The 19651-nt window shown below is 40.1% G+C and carries 15 protein-coding genes; 5 read left to right on the top strand and 10 right to left on the bottom strand.

From position 1 onward, the window contains the following. Nucleotides 1-6: 6 nt before the first annotated feature. The 4 genes from FTU70_RS09345 to FTU70_RS09330 form a co-directional block, all read right to left on the bottom strand. Complete coding sequence (locus FTU70_RS09345) at nt 7-1848, bottom strand: diguanylate cyclase (protein WP_257222560.1); 1842 nt, start codon at nt 1846-1848, stop codon at nt 7-9. Between the two features lie 161 nt (nt 1849-2009). Then, nucleotides 2010-2351, bottom strand: a complete 342-nt coding sequence (locus FTU70_RS09340) for an FKBP-type peptidyl-prolyl cis-trans isomerase (protein ID WP_004977304.1) — start codon at nt 2349-2351, stop codon at nt 2010-2012. 58 nt (nt 2352-2409) lie between these two features. Then, nucleotides 2410-2940, bottom strand: a complete 531-nt coding sequence (locus tag FTU70_RS09335) for a YaeQ family protein (RefSeq protein ID WP_131262033.1) — start codon at nt 2938-2940, stop codon at nt 2410-2412. Nucleotides 2941-3032: 92 nt separating this feature from the next. Next, complete coding sequence (locus FTU70_RS09330) at nt 3033-4055, bottom strand: GTP-binding protein (protein ID WP_096901474.1); 1023 nt, start codon at nt 4053-4055, stop codon at nt 3033-3035. A 521-nt stretch (nt 4056-4576) separates the two neighbouring features. Here FTU70_RS09330 and FTU70_RS09325 point away from each other — a divergent pair. Next, on the top strand, nt 4577-4789 hold the full coding sequence (locus FTU70_RS09325; protein ID WP_004977309.1) for a hypothetical protein: 213 nt from the start codon (nt 4577-4579) through the stop codon (nt 4787-4789). 184 nt (nt 4790-4973) lie between these two features. On the opposite strand, the gene FTU70_RS09320 is transcribed toward FTU70_RS09325, so the two are convergent. From FTU70_RS09320 to FTU70_RS09310, 3 genes are all read right to left on the bottom strand, one after another. Continuing rightward, nucleotides 4974-5495, bottom strand: a complete 522-nt coding sequence (locus FTU70_RS09320; protein WP_004977311.1) for an acyl-CoA thioesterase — start codon at nt 5493-5495, stop codon at nt 4974-4976. 356 nt (nt 5496-5851) lie between these two features. Beyond that, a complete protein-coding gene (locus FTU70_RS09315; RefSeq protein WP_165492551.1) occupies nt 5852-6022 on the bottom strand; it encodes a hypothetical protein in 171 nt (56 codons plus the stop codon). A gap of 355 nt (nt 6023-6377) precedes the next feature. Beyond that, on the bottom strand, nt 6378-7352 hold the full coding sequence (locus tag FTU70_RS09310) for a patatin-like phospholipase family protein (RefSeq protein ID WP_179989456.1): 975 nt from the start codon (nt 7350-7352) through the stop codon (nt 6378-6380). Between the two features lie 269 nt (nt 7353-7621). On the opposite strand from FTU70_RS09310, the gene chrA reads away from it, so the two are divergent. Continuing rightward, nucleotides 7622-8848: a chromate efflux transporter gene (chrA, locus tag FTU70_RS09305; RefSeq protein ID WP_180060498.1), complete on the top strand. Its 1227-nt coding sequence runs from the start codon at nt 7622-7624 to the stop codon at nt 8846-8848. Between the two features lie 91 nt (nt 8849-8939). Here the strand turns inward: chrA and gltS are convergent, their stop codons facing one another. The 3 genes from gltS to FTU70_RS09290 form a co-directional block, all read right to left on the bottom strand. Beyond that, nucleotides 8940-10181 carry a sodium/glutamate symporter gene (gene gltS, locus FTU70_RS09300; RefSeq protein WP_180060497.1) on the bottom strand — a complete coding sequence of 414 codons (1242 nt, stop codon included), beginning with the start codon at nt 10179-10181 and terminating at the stop codon, nt 8940-8942. Nucleotides 10182-10797: 616 nt separating this feature from the next. After that, a complete protein-coding gene (locus FTU70_RS09295) occupies nt 10798-12138 on the bottom strand; it encodes a DcaP family trimeric outer membrane transporter (protein WP_180060496.1) in 1341 nt (446 codons plus the stop codon). A gap of 391 nt (nt 12139-12529) precedes the next feature. Further along, the gene (locus tag FTU70_RS09290; protein ID WP_180060507.1) at nt 12530-13714 is read right to left on the bottom strand and encodes a multidrug effflux MFS transporter; all 1185 of its coding nucleotides are present in this window, start codon (nt 13712-13714) and stop codon (nt 12530-12532) included. Nucleotides 13715-13965: 251 nt separating this feature from the next. Between FTU70_RS09290 and yccS the strand changes: the two genes are divergently transcribed. The 3 genes from yccS to FTU70_RS09275 all read left to right on the top strand — a co-directional run bounded on the left by yccS (nt 13966) and on the right by FTU70_RS09275 (nt 19620). Then, nucleotides 13966-16140 (top strand): YccS family putative transporter, encoded by a 2175-nt coding sequence (gene yccS, locus FTU70_RS09285; protein ID WP_180060506.1) that lies wholly within the window; start codon nt 13966-13968, stop codon nt 16138-16140. Between the two features lie 147 nt (nt 16141-16287). Next, nucleotides 16288-16848 (top strand): YcxB family protein, encoded by a 561-nt coding sequence (locus FTU70_RS09280; RefSeq protein ID WP_004977388.1) that lies wholly within the window; start codon nt 16288-16290, stop codon nt 16846-16848. A 153-nt stretch (nt 16849-17001) separates the two neighbouring features. Continuing rightward, nucleotides 17002-19620, top strand: a complete 2619-nt coding sequence (locus tag FTU70_RS09275) for a sulfite reductase flavoprotein subunit alpha (protein ID WP_180060495.1) — start codon at nt 17002-17004, stop codon at nt 19618-19620. Nucleotides 19621-19651: the final 31 nt, after the last annotated feature.

Below are 19651 nucleotides of genomic sequence, written 5' to 3'. Positions count from 1 at the left end.
AACATATTAAGTTTGAATTACTACCTGATCGCGTCCTGCATGTTTGGCTTGATACAAATGCGCATCTGCAGCTTTCATAAAATCATCCACGTGCATATACGCTTGTGCGCGAGTCATCCACGCTACACCGATACTTAAAGTCACATATTGTTTATGGTCTTCTCGTGCTACATGCTCAAAAGCTGCATCACGCACAGCCTGCAAGACCTTTTGCATGAGTGGTGCAATCGCAGGTTGCGGAATATCGTGCAGTAAAATGGCAAATTCTTCACCCCCATAACGTGCCACAAACGCATTTTTAGGCAAAGTATCTTGTAAAACTTTAACTAGGTTTTGCAGAATTTGATCGCCTTTTAAGTGCCCATAATGATCATTGTATTTTTTAAAATAATCGACATCGAGCATCGCAAAGACCAAAATATGTCGCTTATTTTGCAAGGTTTCAAAATACAAACGCTGAATTTCTTCATTTAATGCACGGCGATTATATGCCCCTGTTAATGCATCGGTTTTAATCTGTATTTCCAGTTTCTCATTCAAAAGACTGAGTTGTTCAGTGCGTTCCTGCACTTTTAAATCTAACGAGCTGTTTAAATGAATCAGTTTTTGGTTCAAGCGTTCAATGCGTAAGTTATGGTAGGCATAATTTCGTGCCTGCTGAAACATGATGAGCAATGCATAAACACTGGTCGAAATAAAAGATAAATGAATGGAATTGACCAAATTCAGCATTAATAAAAAATCATGAATAAATGTGCCACACAGAATAATTACTGCCCAAAAATTGATTCTAGAATAATGCTCTCCTGAATGCAGGGTTTGATAAAATCCATAAGCAAAATTTGCCAAAATCAAAACAAAGAAAAATGAACTATAAAATGCCAATTGCTGAAAAATAGTGGGTTCTGCCCACAGCGTCACCCCAATATTAAAGCTTAATAACAACATTGCCGCGCTATATACCCAACGATGCAAATAGCGCGAACTGAGCAAAAACATATAACTCAGGAAAAATAAAATCGCGAGAAAACTAAATAAATATTCGAGCCTTATTCCCCAAGACCAACTTAAATTCAGGAAAGTGGTGTAAGCATAGGGCGGAGAAAATAAATTATGTAATGCTAGAAAAACAATAAACAAGCCAAAAATAAACATAAGCTTGGTCTTGCCGCCATTTGCAAGACTAAATGCCGAAAACATCAAGGTAAACAAACCAATACCAAGTACTGCCCCACAAATCATGGCAATACTCATCATCAAACGCTGATATTGTTGATTGATGGTGCGACTTAAACCAATTTTCATTGGATTTTTTAAACCACCTTGCAAGCTCTGAAAGCTAGACGCTTGAATGGTCAGGGTAAAATATTCACTTTCAGGAACAAAATATGCAATTCGTGGGGCATTTTCGGTTTGGTGACTACTCGCATCTGCACCGACTGTGCCAACACGCACCAGTGGATCGCCATTTAAAAATACCCGATAGGCGCCATATTGGTTGGGAATCCAAATCGCAATACGTCTGCCTAGAAATTCTTTTGGAATTTGAAAGTGCCCAATAAAAGTGCCGTAAGTATTGGCATTGCCCATTAAATCTTCAAATGAAGCAGGCAATTCAACGGTATTCGATGCCAGTACCGCACTGGGTTCTTGAATCAATTGTTGCGGATAAAACAACCATCGCCCAGTCAAAATACTCGATTGATCTTCAGTAAATTGAACAGAATTGAGCAGTTGTTGATGTAGATAGTAAGATTCAGGTGCAGACTCATACTGCGCCAACACACGCGGTGGTGTGAGTACACTGCACAGTAAAATTAAGAAGAGCAATGCACACTTGTGCCACATCCGAGTGAAATTCAAAAATGCAAAAGTCCTATTGTGCTTGTTTTTTAATCTAATCGTTCTTGCACTAAATTTGAAGTAAAAAATTAAGTCATTTATGCTAGACCTTACTGGCATCGGATGAATGACTTAAATTCTAGCGGTTTGGCTAAGTTGAAAGGTGTTTATTGATCGCGTGTTTTCACATCATACAATTCAATTTCAAAAATCAAATTAGAATTAGCAGGAATGATATTGCCCATTTTGCGCTCACCATAAGCCAAATGCGCAGGTACGATCAGTTTGCGTTTACCACCCACTTTCATCCCCATGATGCCTTGATCCCAGCCTTTAATGACACGACCTGTACCAATCACGGTTTCAAAATAGTTACCACGGTCTAAGGATGAATCAAACTTGGTGCCATCTTCCAACCAGCCTGTGTAATGCGTAGTAATTAAAGCGCCTTTAACCGCTTCTTTCCCCTCACCCACCACCAAATCAATAATTTCTAATTCTGCACTCATGTTCATCTCCAAATATTTACACTTCGATGTTTAAGATAATTTCCAGCTCGTGCAAGTGTTATTGCAACTGTGTCCACTCAATCTGAGCCTGTGTCTGATCGCCAATCAATGTCCATTCGCCATCCATTACATTCAACTGCAATTGCATGGTACGTTCGCATAAAGCTTGAACGGCTTCGGTACTCGCTGGCGATAGTTGCCACACTTCAACATTATTTAAAGTTTTGATTTTACTGTTACGTTTGTACCATTCATCTACCGATGAACCATAAGCAATAATCGCAACTTGCTTACAACGCGAACTGGCTTTTTTGACTTTGTCTTCATCTGGGCAACCGACTTCAATCCACTTAATTAACTGCCCTGTTAAGTCTTTTTCCCACAAAGCAGGCTCATCGGTTTCAAATAAATCTTTGGTAAATTCCAAAGCTTCATCTGCATAACGTGCGAATGCCAAAATACGCACCATCAATCGCTCAATAGTTTCAGAAGGATGCAATGCCATGGTGAGCTGATAGTCACCGTATTGATGCACATCCATATTGGCAATGTTCAAATCTGCCTTATAAATTGTCGCTTTCAGCGCCATTGTCTATTCCTAAAACTATGTTTAAATTTGCCACTAAGCATAATGGATTTTCTGTGATTTTGCTGTATCGTTTGCCCGATAACGTATAGATTTCAGTCTAGAACCGCAGCAGCATCGACCCGATACGCCAATAGTTCAGCCTCAAATTTTTCCCAATCACGCTCGCTTTGATAAATAATTTCCAACCGATTGTCTATGCCTTCATCGGTAGATTGATAATTAAATTGCTGCGGATTGAAGTTGAAACTTTTCCAACCCTGATTGGTATAAAAAATTCCTTTAATACGCAGCCAATCTTGCTGTTCACAGAGTAAATCTAATAAGGGATAAAAGTCGAATTGCCAACGTTTAGGCAATTTCCAACCTGCGACTGCATATCCTTGTGCAGTTTCGACATAGTGATATGGCAATTGTTTGATTTCTGCAGACTCTTGCAGATTTGTAGAGCTGACCTTCTGTTGCAATTTTAGCAACGGCTGAATTTTACGCTGTGTACCGACATACGGTATATCCATTTCGGTCAAAGCCAGATGACCCTGTTCTGCTTTCAACCATTTTTGCGCGTAGGCTTGATATTCCTGTTGTAGTTGTATGAGGGCTTGCTCATCTGCCGCCTGCATTTGGTCTGCATGTGACACCACAATAATTTGTGCAGCTTTGAGCTGATCGGCATACAGGTTTTGCTGCGTCCACGCCTGATCATGCAAACGCGAACCATCTACTACCGTCACCAAGGCGCGCATCGATAAATGCGTATGCCAATGTGGTTCGGTCAGTTGTTCCAAGAGTTGCGCAGGATGCCCCAAACCTGTCGGCTCGATGAATAAACGGTCAGGCTTCGCTTCGGACAATAAACGCGACAAAGCAATTTGCATAGGCAATTGGCTGCTACAACATAAGCAACCGCCCAATAATTCTTTGACTTGATAACCCTGTTGCTGAGGTAAGAGTTGTTGATCGACCCCGATTTGTCCAAATTCATTCATCAGCACCGCCCAAACTTCATGTTCTGGTTTTTGGCTGAGTAACTGTTTCAATAAGGTGGTTTTTCCTGCACCGAGAAAACCAGAAATAATATGCGTCGGGACTGCTTTTTGTGGTGCAATTAATTTCAAAATAAGCTCACTTTATTGAATTTCAAACAACTCAAGCATGCTAAGCAAGTTTAGCGATTAGTTCAATCTGAATCTAAACACACTGAAATTTATTCATTTCAGCACATCTATCACCATCATGATTTGAAAAATTCGCTTACATTTATTACGTGATGATCTGCAACTTATTTGGGGAAATACACGAGTTTTAGCCGCTTGATGTTATGTTTTATTGCCAACCACGCAATTTTATTGCGGAAAACACAGCCATTTTGATTGGATTTGACTGCATATTTAAAACAAAAATTACCAAACTACGACCTATTCATCATCATTGTGCGGTTCAAGTAACCGTCATTGTTTTGCTTTGTTGCAAGCATTGATCCCATAGCTTTGGCTCTTTAGCATGAGTTCCTGTTCAGCCCGTTCAAATCAGGTGATGACTGACTTGAACACTTTAGCCGCAATAAGTTTTTTTACTTAATGCTTGTGCTGAGCACTCCCTACTACTCATGAAAAACTTTAAATAAGGATGCCAAACCATGAAATTGACACAAATTTTACTCGCTTCAACTTTTGCTTTTGCCACTGCAACTACTTTTGCTGCAAAGGCTGAATCGACAGCAACAGAACAGGAAAAAGTGGTTGTTTCAACGCAGGAAACTGTGGCTGAACCAGCTTCAGAACAAGCTGCTGCACAACCTGCATCTGAAGCAAGCACTGAAACCCCTGCTGCATCGACGCAACAGCCTTAAAACTTAGATACATTTAAAAATGTAGATCGAATACAAAAACTGAGTTTTCCGCCACTCTCTCGGTTTACTCAGTTTTTGTTTATCTGCATAACTTATCAATATTGCCTTGGACAAAATTAAAAAATAGGCACAAAAAAACCTGTCTACAATTGCAAACAGGTTTTCAGCTAAATTTGATGAAAACTTAGTTTTGTTCAGTTTTCTTATAAATGCTGCAAGATGGATGATGATTTTCTTGCAAACGTGCAACTTTACGTTGCTCTGCTGCTTCAAAACGGCAACGCTTCCAGTCATTGTCTAATTTCAACGCAGGGATTTGTTTTGGTTTACCATTTTCATCGACTGCAACCATAGTGAAGTAACAGCTGTTGGTATGGCGCACTGTACGCTTTTGAATATTTTGTGCTTCTACACGAATCCCAATTTCCATTGAAGTACGACCGACATGGTTCACACTAGCAAGGAAAGTCACCAATTCACCCACATGAATCGGCTCTTTAAAGTTCACTTTATCAACCGAAAGGGTCACCACATAACTACCAGAATAGCGGCTCGCACATGCATACGCCACTTGGTCTAATAGTTTTAAAATTGTTCCACCATGTACATTCCCTGAGAAATTTGCCATGTCGGGTGTCATTAACACGGTCATGGTTAATTCTGACTGGTCATCTAACACTGGGGCAATTTGATCTAATGGTGACATCGCGTTCTCTAGACTCTTTTAAAGACAGTAAGATATGAGCGTATTATTATATCGCGTTTATAAAAGTTTGAATGTTCATTTCGGCAACAACTGCATCATTATTATTTATATTGTTTATGATAACATTTATTTAAAATTATAAGACTAACACTAAGACTCCCAAGCTGTTATTTTTTAATCCATTTCTAATTTTTTAGAATATTTGTTCAAATTGAATATTACGTGAATCCCCCTGATTCAAGTGTTCAAAAAACAATCTAAAATCTTTTATTCAATGGATTATTCAAGCAAATTTCGGCGAATTTACACAAAAAAAGTTCAATTTCCCCGTAAATTTTCAAACTTCGCTGCGACATTTAAGCCAAGCGCAGCATTTCCTGCGACACATTGCTATAAGTCAAAGTTTGTTCAGTACTCAGTGCAGCTTCAATCACATAAGAACCATCTGGATTAATCATCGTCACTGTAAAAATAACTTGCTCCATAGTAGCAAGTTTCACCTGCTGTCCAATTTCAAAGCCGTGCATGAAGTATCCCCTCGATTTTTTATAAAGTTTTAAAGTCCTGAAGCACAAAAGTTAGGCCGTCTTGGAAGCATGTTCAATTGGTAAACTGCTTAAAAAACTAATTCAGTAAATGCTGCATAGAATAAATGGAAACAGTGCGAAAGAACACGCTAAAAAATTGATTTTAAGTCTAAATACCTCATCTCAGTATTTAGATATCTTTAGGGTATCTTTATTTTTAAACTATAATATCAAATACTTACAAAGAATAAATCTAAGCAATCTAACATTAAAGTTATTTTTATCAAGCACCTAATTAGACTTAAGTTAAATCTGTTGATTTCATTGAATTGACCTAAATGAAGGATCTGGACAGCTATTTAAACTGTCCATAAAGCCCAAAAGTATTACTCACTTTATAGTCTACAATTCTATGCCCATGCGCATAATGATGCTGTTGATAGACCTGATCAATTTTATTTAATTGCGCTGCGGTTGCTTCTGCGCCTGCCAACATGGTCGCTTCGCGCCCTTTCACATCAAAAATATGGGCTTTTTCACGTAAATCGGGTTGAATGACCACATCTGCCAGTTTCAATTCTTCATTGGCCAAATGCTTTTGCATAATATTAATATTTTGGTTAAACAATCCCCACACATTACTGGTTTCAGTATGAATAGGCTGCGCCAAAATATTCACGGCAATCACAATATCTGCCCCTAAATCGCGTGCAACCTTGACAGGTACAGGGCTCACTAAACCACCATCGACATATTCATGTTCTGCAATTTTAGTAGGTACAAACATACTTGGGATAGACACTGACGCACGCACCGCTTGACCCGTATTGCCATAATTAAATACAACTTTTTTGCCTTCTTTTAATTCAGTCGCCACCACGTACATCGGGATTTTAAATTGCTCCAAACGGAGTTGATCGACTTGTGCATTGACATAATTTTCAACTTTTTTACCATCAAAAAAGCCTTTTAAATCTAAAGTCACATCCCGCACATCATTGGCTTTCATATTCATGGCAATTTCACGTAATTGCTGTGCATTTTTACCACTGGCATAAATTGAACCGACAATGCTGCCTGCGCTGCTGCCCACAATAAAATCAGGATGAATACCGTACTGCTCAAGTACTTCAATTACTCCAATATGTGCATAACCACGAGCACCACCACTGCCCAAAACCAATGCAACAATTGGACGTTTTTTTTGTTGTTTTAACTGACGAAAATCAATTTGATTCAGGCGTGACTCTGCTTCAACCACGGGCTGCGACTCAAGTAAAGTTTGAGTCGAAAATTGCTGCTGTGATGGCACTGCCTGACATCCCACCATCAATAATGCTGTAAGAGATACATACCCAATTTTCATAATGACCTTCTTGAATCCATAGGTTTCAGTCGATATTTCACCGCCAATCGTGACAAGGTTGATCAGCTAACTTGATACAGCAACCATCTTAACCATGCCACTGATGCTATTTGTTTCGCCTTGCATGACCGCCCATAGTCTATCTATTATTTTAACCGATCCTTGTAGTAATTCGTTAAACTGTCACGTCTAGCCACTACAGTGGCGCACAAGTCGAATCTGTCTAAAATTATATGCCAACACCTTCTTATTCCTTATTATTCTGGATTTTTCTGCAATTAGGCTGTCTGTCTTTTGGCGGGCCTGCAGCGCATTTGGTATTTTTCCATCAGCGTTTTGTGCATCAACTCAAATGGCTAGATGAATCCCAGTATTCACAAATTGTCGCACTTGCACAACTCTTACCTGGCCCAACTAGTAGTCAGGTGGTTTTAGCGATTGGTTATTTGCAAAAAGGCTATTGGGGTGCAGTCCTAGCGTGGTTGGGTTTTACCATGCCTTCCGCATTGTTTATGGCATTGGTTGCAGTTTTGGGACATCAATATTTAGATGTACTGTCGTCAAATAGCTTTCACAGTATTCAACTGATCGTATTGGCCGTGGTGGCTTGGGCATTTTGGCAAATGTTGCGTAGTTTTTGTAAAACGGTTTGGCAATATGCCTTAATGTTTGCTTCTGCCCTATTTATTTATCTGATGCCCTTGAGCTTCAATCAAGTTTTAGTGATTCTGATTGCAGCTTGTTTTGGCATTTGGATGGCGAAACGCGCAGCACCAACTGCTGCACAATCATCCACCAATACAACGGCGACAGATACGCATTTTACTGCGGCACATTTACTCAAACATCGTCGTTATGCTGTATTTTGGGCAGTACTTTTTGTTGCACCCTTTATTGTGCTGTCAGGTCTAAACTGGCTGCAACCTCAATTACTCTATGCAGCCAATTTAAGTTTCTATCAAGCCGCATCTTTGGTCTTTGGCGGAGGGCATGTCATTTTGCCTTTATTGCATCAAGATTTTGTTAGCACAGGCTTAGTCAGTGCAGAACAGTTCGATTTGGGTTATGCCATAGCGCAATTGGTGCCTGGTCCACTGTTCAGCTTTGCAACATATTTGGGCAGTTTGATTCCAATGACAGAATCAATGCTGCTGAATGCGACTTTAGCCACGTTGGCGATTTTTCTGCCATCTTTCTTTTTAGTATTTTCGACTTTGCCTTATTGGTCTTGGTTGATGCAGCAAGCCTATATTCGTCATGCGGTTACAGGGATTAATGCAGCGGTAGTCGGTTTGCTGCTGTATATGGTGCTCGAAATGGCACAGCGTCATATTTTGAGTATTGCTGATCTGCTGTTTATTGTTTTGGTGATTGGATTATTAAAATCCAAACTACCTGTTTGGCTCAGTTTAATTGGTAGTTTCCTGGTCTATACAGCATTCTTGCATTTCATGGCTTAAAATAAAAATGCTATCGATCAAATAAAAATGCCAGTTCAATTGAACTAGCATTTTTTGTGGATGACTGAATCAAGCCTGAATGCTTTGGAGCTTAGCCACCAAAGAATTTTAGAATAGATTGAATCACCGCAACGTTAATTAAATCGACAAAGAATGCACCACACAGCGGCACAATCAAGAACGCTTTATAAGATGGACCATACATATTGGTAATGGCCTGCATATTGGCGACTGCTGTTGGCGTCGCCCCCATGCCAAAACCACAGTGTCCTGCTGCCAGCACGGCTGCATCGTAGTTTTTCCCCATAATACGGAAGGTCACAAAAGCTGCATATAACGCCATTGTGAGCGTTTGCGCCCCTAAAATCACCATCAACGGCCCTGCCAAATCGGCCAATTGCCATAATTTGAGTGACAATAACGCCATCGCCAAATATAACGATAAAGATGCATTCCCAAACACATCAATCGCACGGTCAAAAATATTGACTTTAAAAACACTTTCCAAGACATTGCGCAGAATCACACCGCCCGCCAATGCCCAAACGAAAGTTGGCAATTCAAACATGCTGCCTTTGGCAACGCCTGTCATAAATTCGGCAAATGCCAAACACGCTGCAAATAAACCCAAAGTAGTAATTGCATTATCTGCTGTGATTAAACGCACCTGATGCGGATATTCAAATGGAATAAACTCATTGGAATCTTGATCCGCAGGCGTATTATCGCGTTTTTCAATTTGTTCGTCGGTACGTGGTACAGCCAATTGATGACGATTGATTAAAGTTTTAGCCAGTGGACCACCAATTAAACCACCAATAATTAAACCAAAGGTCGCACTTGCCATGCCCAGTGCCAAAGCACCTTGAATACCATATTGGGTTTCTAAAATTTCACCCCACGCACCTGCTGTACCATGACCGCCAGTTAAAGTAATCGATCCTGCAATTAAACCAATTAGTGGATCAATACCTAACAATGTTGCAAGACTAATGCCGACAATGTTTTGCAACACAATAAATGTGGAAATTGCAATCAAGAAAATAATTAAACCGATTCCACCCTGACGCAATTTTGTGAAGTTCGCGCTTAAACCAATCGAGGCGAAGAAAATAAGCATAAAGCTAGTTTGCAATGCGCTACTGGTGGTAATGCTATAACCCCAAAATTGATTCACCAACAATGAAACAATAGCGGCAACCAAACCACCTGCAACAGGTTCAGGAATATTATAGCGTTTTAAAAAATCAATTTTATTGACTAAAAGTCGCCCTAAGAGCAGGACGATGACCGCAGCAATCAGCGTATAAAACGCATTAAAAGTAAATTCCATGGCAATATCCATATAGTGATTGCAGATTATTTTTAATACGATGAAGAGCTGTCTATGCAAACCAAAGCATTTGCATCACTATGACTCTAAATCAACTAAAAAATGCCGCAATACAAAGTATGTAAACAGTATCGTATTTGACCGAAGTTTAAGAGGTATGCATTTCGCTCAGCCAACCCATCCTTTGGTTTCACTCAAGCGTTATCATCTGCGTTTGCCTAGAACAGAAGAAAAGAAAGACAAAAGACAGCATTTTCACTTTCGGGGTGACTTCGAGTGCAAACAACTGAATCGGCTTAACACTGAGAGGTAATCTCATATAAGCTCCCAAATATCTGAGGTGGATAAATACCTTCCGATAAAGATATTCAACCACTTGACAAAAAACAGCAAGATTAAAGGTCGATCATTATGCATTTTTTTTGACAAAAAGCTGCTATTTTCTGCGTTTTTTTCTATAAATTTTAATGATTGTTTTCAGCTATAAGTGAAAGTTAAAGCATTTTATAAAAGTGAATAAAATTTAAGTTATTGAATTAATGTTATAAATTTAAAGCATAAAAAAAACAGAGCCTAAAATTAAGCTCTGTTTTCGATTTTGCTCAAAAGTAGCGACTTAGAAGCTATAGCGCGCCATAAAGCCTACTCGGTCATCACTGAATTTTTGACCTTTGAAAGTTTCACGTTCACCATTTAGATACTCGATACCTAAATCAACTGGTTTTACAGGTGAATAGATAAAGTTAATCCACGCTTGTTGTACTTTCTCATTAGCACCACCATTTAAAAGCGCATAGTCTGTACCATCATCCGCAAATAAAGCACCGTAGGCTAAAGTTGAACGTAGTTGTGGTGAGAACGTATAAGTTGCACCCACTTGTACACCAAATGCTTCATTCTGTTCAATTTCACCATTAACTGTATTTACGTAAAATGCAGAGTTACTACCATATAAGTAGTTGCTGTTGCCCTTAACATAAGAAACATCCGCAGATACTTTTAAAGGTTCTGCAACTTGATAATTCGTACCTACAGCTGCGCCCCAACCTGTTTTATCATCACCAGATTTAGCTTTATAATGTTCAACCAATGCACGTGCTGAAGCCGAACCTTTACCTTCAGCATAACCTTGAACTAATTTAGCTGTAAGTACTGGAGCACGATAGGTCACATCTGATGAAACATTTTCTCTCGTAACTTTAGGAGGGTCAATTACAGCACCCGAATCATCTCTGATTTTTTCTTCTGTAACTTTCAATTCAGTTGCTGAGCTACTACCCTCTTCTGCCGAAACGAATAACTGAGTTGTAGGTGCTAGCTTATAACCATAACGTACTTGCGGTACACGTGTAGTACCACCACCAATATTCGTTGCGAAGTCAATCATTTCTGGTGCATGATTTGACAAGAAGTTCGATGTGGTTTGACCGAATAACCAGTCATTGAAAGTTAAATAAGCGTGGCGAATACGTAAATTCTCTGCCGCACTTGCAAAGTCAACCTCAACTTTACCACCTACTTTGTTGTCACCAACAGGTGTATTAAAGTCTAAACCTAAGCGGGTGACTTTTGCTGTAGCACGTAATTTGTCACTTGCTTCTTCTTTACTTGTATGTGCTGAGTTAAAGTCATTATCCGCACCTTTAATAATATAGTTTGCATCACCACGTACAAAACCATAAATAGAAACATCTGCACCAGATTTAGACTTTAAGCTGCTTAATGCACTTACAGGTGCAGCAGGCTTCGCCTGTTGTACTTGGGCAATTTGAGTTTGCTGCTGTTGTTGTACTTGCTGTTGTTGCTGAATTAATGATTTTAACGCTTCAACTTCTTGACGAAGTTCTTGAATTTGTTGTTGCTCAGTTTTTGCTGCGTGTGCAGTACTTACCATTAAAGTTGTAACGGCAATAGCTAAACCTTTGATCATAAACTGACCGTTGAGTAATTGACTCATTTATCTCTCCAAAATAAAACAACGCTGCATCCGTGCATGATGATTTTGTTCGTCATCTATCGATTTCACATCGAATTATAAAAATGGCTTAAAAATCAAAACACTTTTGCCAAATAGTCCAAGACACTCAAATATTTCAAATTGTGTCATTTATTACAGACTTCAATCTATCAAGTTATGACGTTTATTAAAATCAGTTTTCCCGAATAAGAAATCACAATTAATCATAATTACAGATTTAAACAATTAAACCATATAAAATTCAATACTTTAAATAGGTTGATTATTCAAGTATTTACACCACCATTAGACTATTGTATATATTTCAGTTCTGTCTAAAAGCCCGATTTTTGCGAAAAAAATCACCATTTGAAAAAGTATTGACCTCAACTCAGTCTGATTGAGGTTGCAAAATATGAAAAACGGCAAACATCCCAAACCCAATAAATAGCAGCATTAATACAGCCATATTCAGCAAAGCACTGCCTGTTAAAAAGTTGAGTAACACCCCACCAATCAAGCCACAAAAGAATTGCACACTGCCCATGACCGCACTGGCTGTTCCTGCACGTGCGCCCTGTTTTGCCATTGCCAGTGCCATAGCATTCGGGCCTGTAAAACCAATCCCAGACACAGCAAGAAATAAACCGACCATCACCAATGCCAAAGGTGCATGCCCCAAACTACCTGCAAGCAGTAGAATAACCGCACCACTCAGTTGAATCATGCTGCCTAATTTTAAGCGTTGCAGCACACCCAATTTGCCACTGATTTTTTTATTCAAAGCCGAAAACAACATAATACCAATCGCATTGGCACCAAACACATAAGCAAAAGCCGTTTCACTCAAGCCATATTGATCCATCATGACTGCACTTGAACCGCTGATATAACAAAACAATGCCCCACCTGTCAGGCAGCCTGCTAACATTGGAAAACGAAAATCACGATCTTTTAAAATTGCGAAATATAAGGTCAGTACTTGCTGAAAGTTCAAATTTAGACGGCGTTCTTTGGCCAAAGTTTCTTTAAAAAAGAAGTGCACACATAAACAGCAAATAATTCCAACGCAGGTCAGCACTACAAAAATAGCTTGCCAATTCATCCATCTAAGTACCCATGCGCCCAGCGTAGGTGCAATAATGGGCGCAATGGTCATCACAATCATCATGCTCGAAAAAGCTTGAGCGGATGTTTGCAAATCCAAGCGATCACGAATAGCTGCTCGTGCAATTACCACACCCACACAGCCACCCAAAGCCTGCAAAATACGTGCAGCAATCAGTCCCCATTCATTTTGTGCAAACACACACAACATACTGGCGAGTGAAAATAGTGCCAAGCCAAAATATAAAGGCGGCTTACGTCCAATCCGATCACTCAGCGGCCCGTAAATCAGTTGACCCAATGCCAAACCTAAAAAGTAGGCAGGCAAACTGTTTGCGACCATTTGGGTCGATACGCCAAACTCGCTTGCCATAACGGGCAAGGCAGGCAAATACATATCAATCGATAAAGGCCCAAGCGAAGTCAATAACGCCAACAATAAAATCCACGCAGTCGAATATTGCCGCATGTTGGGTTGTTGCGCAGATGGTGGCGTACTGCTTGAACTTGGCAGCGTTTTCGATATGCTCATATTTTATGATGAAATGACAGATGTACAGACAAGCTTACACGCTCCATAGTATGATTTGTTGTGATCAAAGATGAATTTTCACATATTAGGTACTCTAAACATCTCATCTACAGTTACAATGTACGCAAACCTTCATCTTGCAGCATAAATCTCTGTTTAGACAGAAAAGTTTACTTAAAGGAATGATGTTGAAACCTTGGCTGATAAAGCTCAAACAAGCGACCTATAACACCACATTTATGTATAACATCCGCATGCTCATTGCATTTGCGGGAACTGCTTTTGTTCCCTATTTTATGGGGATGCAGCTTGCCACTATTCCTTTAACTTTAGGTGTGCTTGCCGCAGGTTTGAGTGATATTGATGACCGTTTTTCGGTGCGTATTGTCAATCAGCTCTATACTTATATTGGTTTCTTTGTTACCGCCACATCAATTCAGTTTTTATTTCCGCATCCTATTTTATTTGCTACAGGCTTAATCCTGTCGTGTATTGTCTTAATTTTGCTCGGTTCGCTCGGACGACGTTATGCCACCATTTCTTATGGCTGTTTGGTAGTATCGGTCTATTCCATGCTTGGCGTCAACCTATTTGATGACTGGTACATGCAGCCGCTGCTTTTGGTTTCGGGCGCAATTTGGTACGGCTTAATTTCGACCATCAGCTTTTTACTGTTCCCTGTTCGTGCCTTACAAGACAAACTTTCACTCAGTTATTCTTCTTTGGGTGATTTTTTATTTGCCAAATCAAATCTATTTGATGTGGATATGACTGCACCGAGTTATCAACAAAGTATCATTGATTTATCACTTGAAAATGGCAAATTAATTGCGATTTTTAACGACTTAAAAACCGCTTTACTGACCCGTTTAAAAGGTGACCGCGGGCAAAAAGATACCCGACGTAGCTTACAGTATTACTTTGTCGCACAAGACATTCACGAACGTGCCGACTCTGCACATATTGATTATCAAAAACTGGCGAAAATATTTCAGCACAGCGATATTTTATTTCGCTTCCAACGCATTTTGTCGATTCAGGGCAAAGCCTGTAAAGATTTAAGCGAAAGCATTTTGCACCGTAAACCTTATGTGCATAACAAGCGTTTTAAACATGCTTTTGAAAATCTTAAACAGTCTTTAGAAAAACTGCGCAGTGAACAGCAATATGACCAAGTCTGGATTAATGCATTGTTTGCCCTATACCGAAACCTGAAATCTATTGATGCTCAATTGCGTAACCTTGAAACCGAACGCAATATTAAACTGGATAAATCAAAACATATTGAACAACAACTGAAAGATGACGACTTAAAAAGTTGGGATGATATTGTCATTCGGATCAAGCAGCATTTAACCCCAGAATCGGTCTTGTTCCGCCACGCCATTCGTTTGTCGATTGTACTATTGATTGGCTATATTTTTGTGCAAGTCACCAATATTCAATATGGCTACTGGATTTTACTGACCGCCCTGTTTGTGATGCAGCCCAACTTTAACACCACCAAACGACGTTTACGTTTGCGTATTATTGGGACGTTGGCAGGGATTGTAGTCGGCTACACCATTTTATATTTTGTACCATCTGTAGAAGGACAATTACTGGTTTTAGTGATTAGTGGCATGTTGTTCTTTGAATTGCGTAGTAAACAATATGCACAAGCCACTGCCTTTATGACCATTTTGGCGCTGATGAACTTTAACCTAGAGGGTTTAGGCTATGCTGCAGCCGTACCACGTATGGTCGATACCTTAATTGGTTGTGCGCTAGCATGGTTTGGCGTGAGTTTTATCTTCCCCGATTGGAAATTCCGCCGTCTATCACGCACGATTCGCCGCTCACTCACCGCGCAATGTGGCTATTTGGCAGAAGTGATTGAACAATATAAAAATGGACGCAACAACGGTTTGAATTATCGTGTCGTGCGCCGTGCTGCTCATAATACCGATGCAGAAGTTGCTTCACTGATTTCAACACTCGCCACCGAACCTGATTTTGACCCCAATCAAAAAGCTCAAGCCTTTGAGTTCTTGTGTCTAAATCACACCTTTATTAGCTATATTGCTGCACTTGGTGCGCATCGTGACAAAATTGACGATCAGGAAGTCTTGCAACTGCTCGATCAAGCAATGGACGATATTCAAGGTGCTTTACTGAAAGATGAAACGCCAGATTTAAGTGCACACAACATGTTGCAAACCATTCGTCAGCGTTTAAGCCAAAACAAAGAAGAAGATCAAAAATCATTAATTATTTTGCAGCAATTATCTTTGATGATGAGTATCTTGCAACAATTAAGTCGCTTAAAACAAAGTTTAAGCCACGAACATGATCAGGACGCAACTGAACTGGCGTCTTTATAAACAATCCTGCAAACGGTCAGTGCCTACTTATTCGCCCTAAGCTGCACAAGTATTCACCGACCTTAGCATGATTTTGCGACAATATACTCACTGCATGACAGCAATTAATGCTAAACTTTTTATAGTTTTAAATTTGTTAGTTTCACTATGACCGCGAAAAGTTTATACGCCTATACCCTACAGCCTGTGATCTACGAAGTTTCTGAAGAAGAACAACGTCACGCACAACTGGTAATTTGGCGCAGTACCAATAAAATTGGCATGAAAGCATGGATTATTATGGGTGTGATTGTTGCCCTTTCCATTTTAGGCATTCTGCTGTTAAAAAATTATTCGACAATTTTCTGCTGGGTTGCCATTGTCTGTGTGGTGCTCTACCTGCTCGTGCGTAAATACGGCTTGGAATGGTACGTTAAGCGAAAAATGAATGAATTTCCTGTTCAAGAAATTAAAGGGATTCGTTTAGGCGTACAGCCGCACGGTATCGTGATGCGTCAGCAAATGGGCGCTCAAGAAGGCGTGGGTGCAATTGGCTGGAAAGATGTATATGAATGGTACAACACCCCTGAATTTATTTTGATGAATTTCAAAGTAAAAGGTCAGCAAGGTGCTTATATTCTACCTAAGCGCATGGACAGCAAGAACTTTTCGTTCAACACCATTCGCAAGCATTTAACCGAAGCTGCAGGCGAAGCCAAGCAAATCTAAATATCCCGATCTAAAAAAAACCTCTATCCCCTACGATGGAGGTTTTTTTACTTAAAATTAAAACAATGAATGATAATGAGAATAAATAGCATTTGCATTAACTTTGTATCTAGATTATTCTTCTGCAAAATTCGTGCTCAACTCGCATTCCTCATGTTAAAAAAAACTTTTTTCCAAATTCACTGGTTCCTTGGCATTACAGCAGGGCTTATTTTGTCACTCATGGGTGTCACTGGGGCAATTTATTCCTATGAACAACAAATTCTAAAATGGTTGAATCCAGACAGTTACCAAGTTCAAGTTGAGCAAAAACCCAAACTTACTCCTGCAGAAATTTACACACATTTTCAGCAAGTCCAACCAAATTATAAAATTAACAGCATTACCATTGCCCAAGATCCTGCAGCATCTTCAAGCATCAATATTGCGAAAGAAGGCGCCAGACGCGGGCAAAATATCCTGATTAATCCCTACTCTGCAGACATTTTACCTGAAGTGAAAGGGCGTGATTTTTTTCAATTCATTCAGCAATTACACCGCAATTTAACCGTAGGGCCTATTGGTAAGCAAATTACAGCCGCATGTACCCTCATGTTGTTGTTCTTTGTGTTAAGTGGCATTTATCTGCGCTGGCCGAAACGCCATTCATTCAAACAATGGTTTGCGATTAAACCACAACTCAAAGGTCGCAATTTTATTTGGGACCTACATGCTGTGGTCGGTACATGGGTAGTGATCTTCTATCTTGTTATGGCATGCACAGGACTGTATTGGTCGTATGAGTGGTGGCGCAATGGCATGTTTAAAGTCATGGGCGTAGAAAGACCACAAGTACAATTACAAGCAGAGGGACGCAATAAAAAAGAAAATCAAAATAATCAAACACCTCATCAAGCAAGACAGACACAAGTTGTGGAAAATGGCCCAAATAACACGGATCCTACCAAAAAAAATACACTGGATCAGGCACAAATCAATCTGGCATTGACGAAGGCATGGCAACATTTCCCGCAGCAATTGGGGCAGGATTATTCCAGTATCACTTTTAATGTGCCTAAACACGCCAATAGTGAAATTGAAATTAACTTTGTCGATGTCATTCCACAACATGAACGTGCCCGCAATAACGCAACTTTTGATTATCAACAAGCACGTATTACTCAACTTGAATTATATGCAAACAAACAGCTTAATGAAAAAATCATGAGCAGTATGCTACCTGTGCATCGCGGTAGTTTCTTTGGACCTGTTTATCAATTTTTGGCCATGCTTGCTGCCTTGATGATGCCGCTGTTTTTCGTCACAGGCTGGATGCTATATTTAAAACGACGTAAACAAAAGCGTTTGACTCTTGCTGCACGTCAAAACCAAACTCAATTTAAGATTGACCCAAATGCTGAACACTGGCTCATCGTCTATGCTAGCCAAACAGGTACTGCCGAACAATTGGCATGGCGCACTGCAACGAGTCTGCAAGAAGCACATCAGCCTGTCACAGTCAAAGCCCTGCAACATCTCAGCCTTGAAGATCTTAAAAACACCACCCAACTGTTATGTATTGCTAGCACTTATGGCACAGGTGATGCACCCGATTTGACCTCAAGTTTTGTGAAAAAAATCCTACCGCAAACCTGTGACCTGAGTCATTTGCGTTATGCAGTACTGGCTTTAGGTTCACGTGAATATGCAGATCATTACTGCCGTTTTGGACATACGATTGCTGCATGGTTGCAACGTAATCAAGCACATGCCTTGTTCAATACCATTGAAGTAAATAATGCCAATCCTGCAGACATACAGCGTTGGAATCAGGCTTTGGTACAGGTCACACAACTTGACTTACCAAGTATGCATATCGAAAAAACTTTTGATACATGGACCTTACAGCAACGTGACTTGCTAAATCCCAACAGTTTAGGCGCACCCGCCTTCAATATTGAACTGTTAGCACAACATGATGTGCATTGGTCTGCAGGTGATATTGCAGAAATTCAGCCTGAAAACAGCACTGCACGGATTCACGCCTTTTTAAAACAGCATCAACTCGATGCCAATACAATTCTTGCTGATGGTCAGCAAACCTTAGTACAGGCTTTGGCAGATAAAGACCTCACCGCGCCAATTCAGACATTTAAAACTGCGGATGAATTATTGGCACAACTTTCACCCTTGCCTAGTCGTGAATATTCAATTGCCAGTATTCCTTCACAACAGGTTTTAAGACTTGTGGTGCGTCAAAAATTCGATGCTCAAGGCGAGCTTGGCTTAGGTTCAGGTTGGTTAACTGCACATGCTGCACTTGGGCAAAATATCGCATTACGCATTCGCAATAATCCATCTTTCCATTTAATTGATGATGACCGCCCAATTATTTGTATTGGCAACGGTACAGGGCTTGCAGGATTAATGAGCTTATTGCATGCACGTACCCGCCTGAATTACACCCAAAACTGGTTGTTTTTTGGTGAACGTCAGCAAGCGCACGATTACTTTTATCAGCACACCATCGAGGCTTGGCAAAGCACAGGTATGCTACAACGCCTTGATTTGGCCTTTTCCCGTGATCAAGCCGAAAAAGTCTATGTACACCATAAGTTACGCGAACAGGCTGAAGAATTAAAACGCTGGATTGAACAAAATGCCGTGATTTATGTCTGCGGTAGCATTCAAGGCATGGCCAGTGATGTCGACCAAGCCTTAAAAGATATTTTGGGTGAGACTCAACTGGAACAATTACGTCAGCAAGGACGTTATCGCCGAGATGTGTATTAGGATTTGTTGACACTTTTTAAATGGCTTGCGC

The sequence above is a fragment of the Acinetobacter sp. YH12135 genome (genome assembly GCF_013418565.1).
In the GTDB taxonomy this organism is placed as follows: Bacteria; Pseudomonadota; Gammaproteobacteria; order Pseudomonadales; family Moraxellaceae; genus Acinetobacter; species Acinetobacter towneri.
This window is presented reverse-complemented; position numbering and strand designations above follow the sequence as displayed.

Excerpts from the sequence above, each read along its gene's own strand:
- FTU70_RS09345 (WP_257222560.1), bottom strand. The coding sequence starts at position 1,848 with ATGTGGCACAAGTGTGCATTGCTCTTCTTAATTTTACTGTGCAGTGTA.
- FTU70_RS09290 (WP_180060507.1), bottom strand. The coding sequence starts at position 13,714 with ATGCGGCAATATTCGACTGCGTGGATTTTATTGTTGGCGTTATTGACT.
- FTU70_RS09340 (WP_004977304.1), bottom strand. The coding sequence starts at position 2,351 with ATGAGTGCAGAATTAGAAATTATTGATTTGGTGGTGGGTGAGGGGAAA.
- FTU70_RS09320 (WP_004977311.1), bottom strand. The coding sequence starts at position 5,495 with ATGTCACCATTAGATCAAATTGCCCCAGTGTTAGATGACCAGTCAGAA.
- FTU70_RS09310 (WP_179989456.1), bottom strand. The coding sequence starts at position 7,352 with ATGGTGGGATGTCAGGCAGTGCCATCACAGCAGCAATTTTCGACTCAA.
- chrA (WP_180060498.1), top strand. The coding sequence starts at position 7,622 with ATGCCAACACCTTCTTATTCCTTATTATTCTGGATTTTTCTGCAATTA.
- FTU70_RS09325 (WP_004977309.1), top strand. The coding sequence starts at position 4,577 with ATGAAATTGACACAAATTTTACTCGCTTCAACTTTTGCTTTTGCCACT.
- FTU70_RS09335 (WP_131262033.1), bottom strand. The coding sequence starts at position 2,940 with ATGGCGCTGAAAGCGACAATTTATAAGGCAGATTTGAACATTGCCAAT.
- FTU70_RS09295 (WP_180060496.1), bottom strand. The coding sequence starts at position 12,138 with ATGAGTCAATTACTCAACGGTCAGTTTATGATCAAAGGTTTAGCTATT.
- FTU70_RS09315 (WP_165492551.1), bottom strand. The coding sequence starts at position 6,022 with ATGCACGGCTTTGAAATTGGACAGCAGGTGAAACTTGCTACTATGGAG.
- FTU70_RS09280 (WP_004977388.1), top strand. The coding sequence starts at position 16,288 with ATGACCGCGAAAAGTTTATACGCCTATACCCTACAGCCTGTGATCTAC.
- FTU70_RS09275 (WP_180060495.1), top strand. The coding sequence starts at position 17,002 with ATGTTAAAAAAAACTTTTTTCCAAATTCACTGGTTCCTTGGCATTACA.
- gltS (WP_180060497.1), bottom strand. The coding sequence starts at position 10,181 with ATGGAATTTACTTTTAATGCGTTTTATACGCTGATTGCTGCGGTCATC.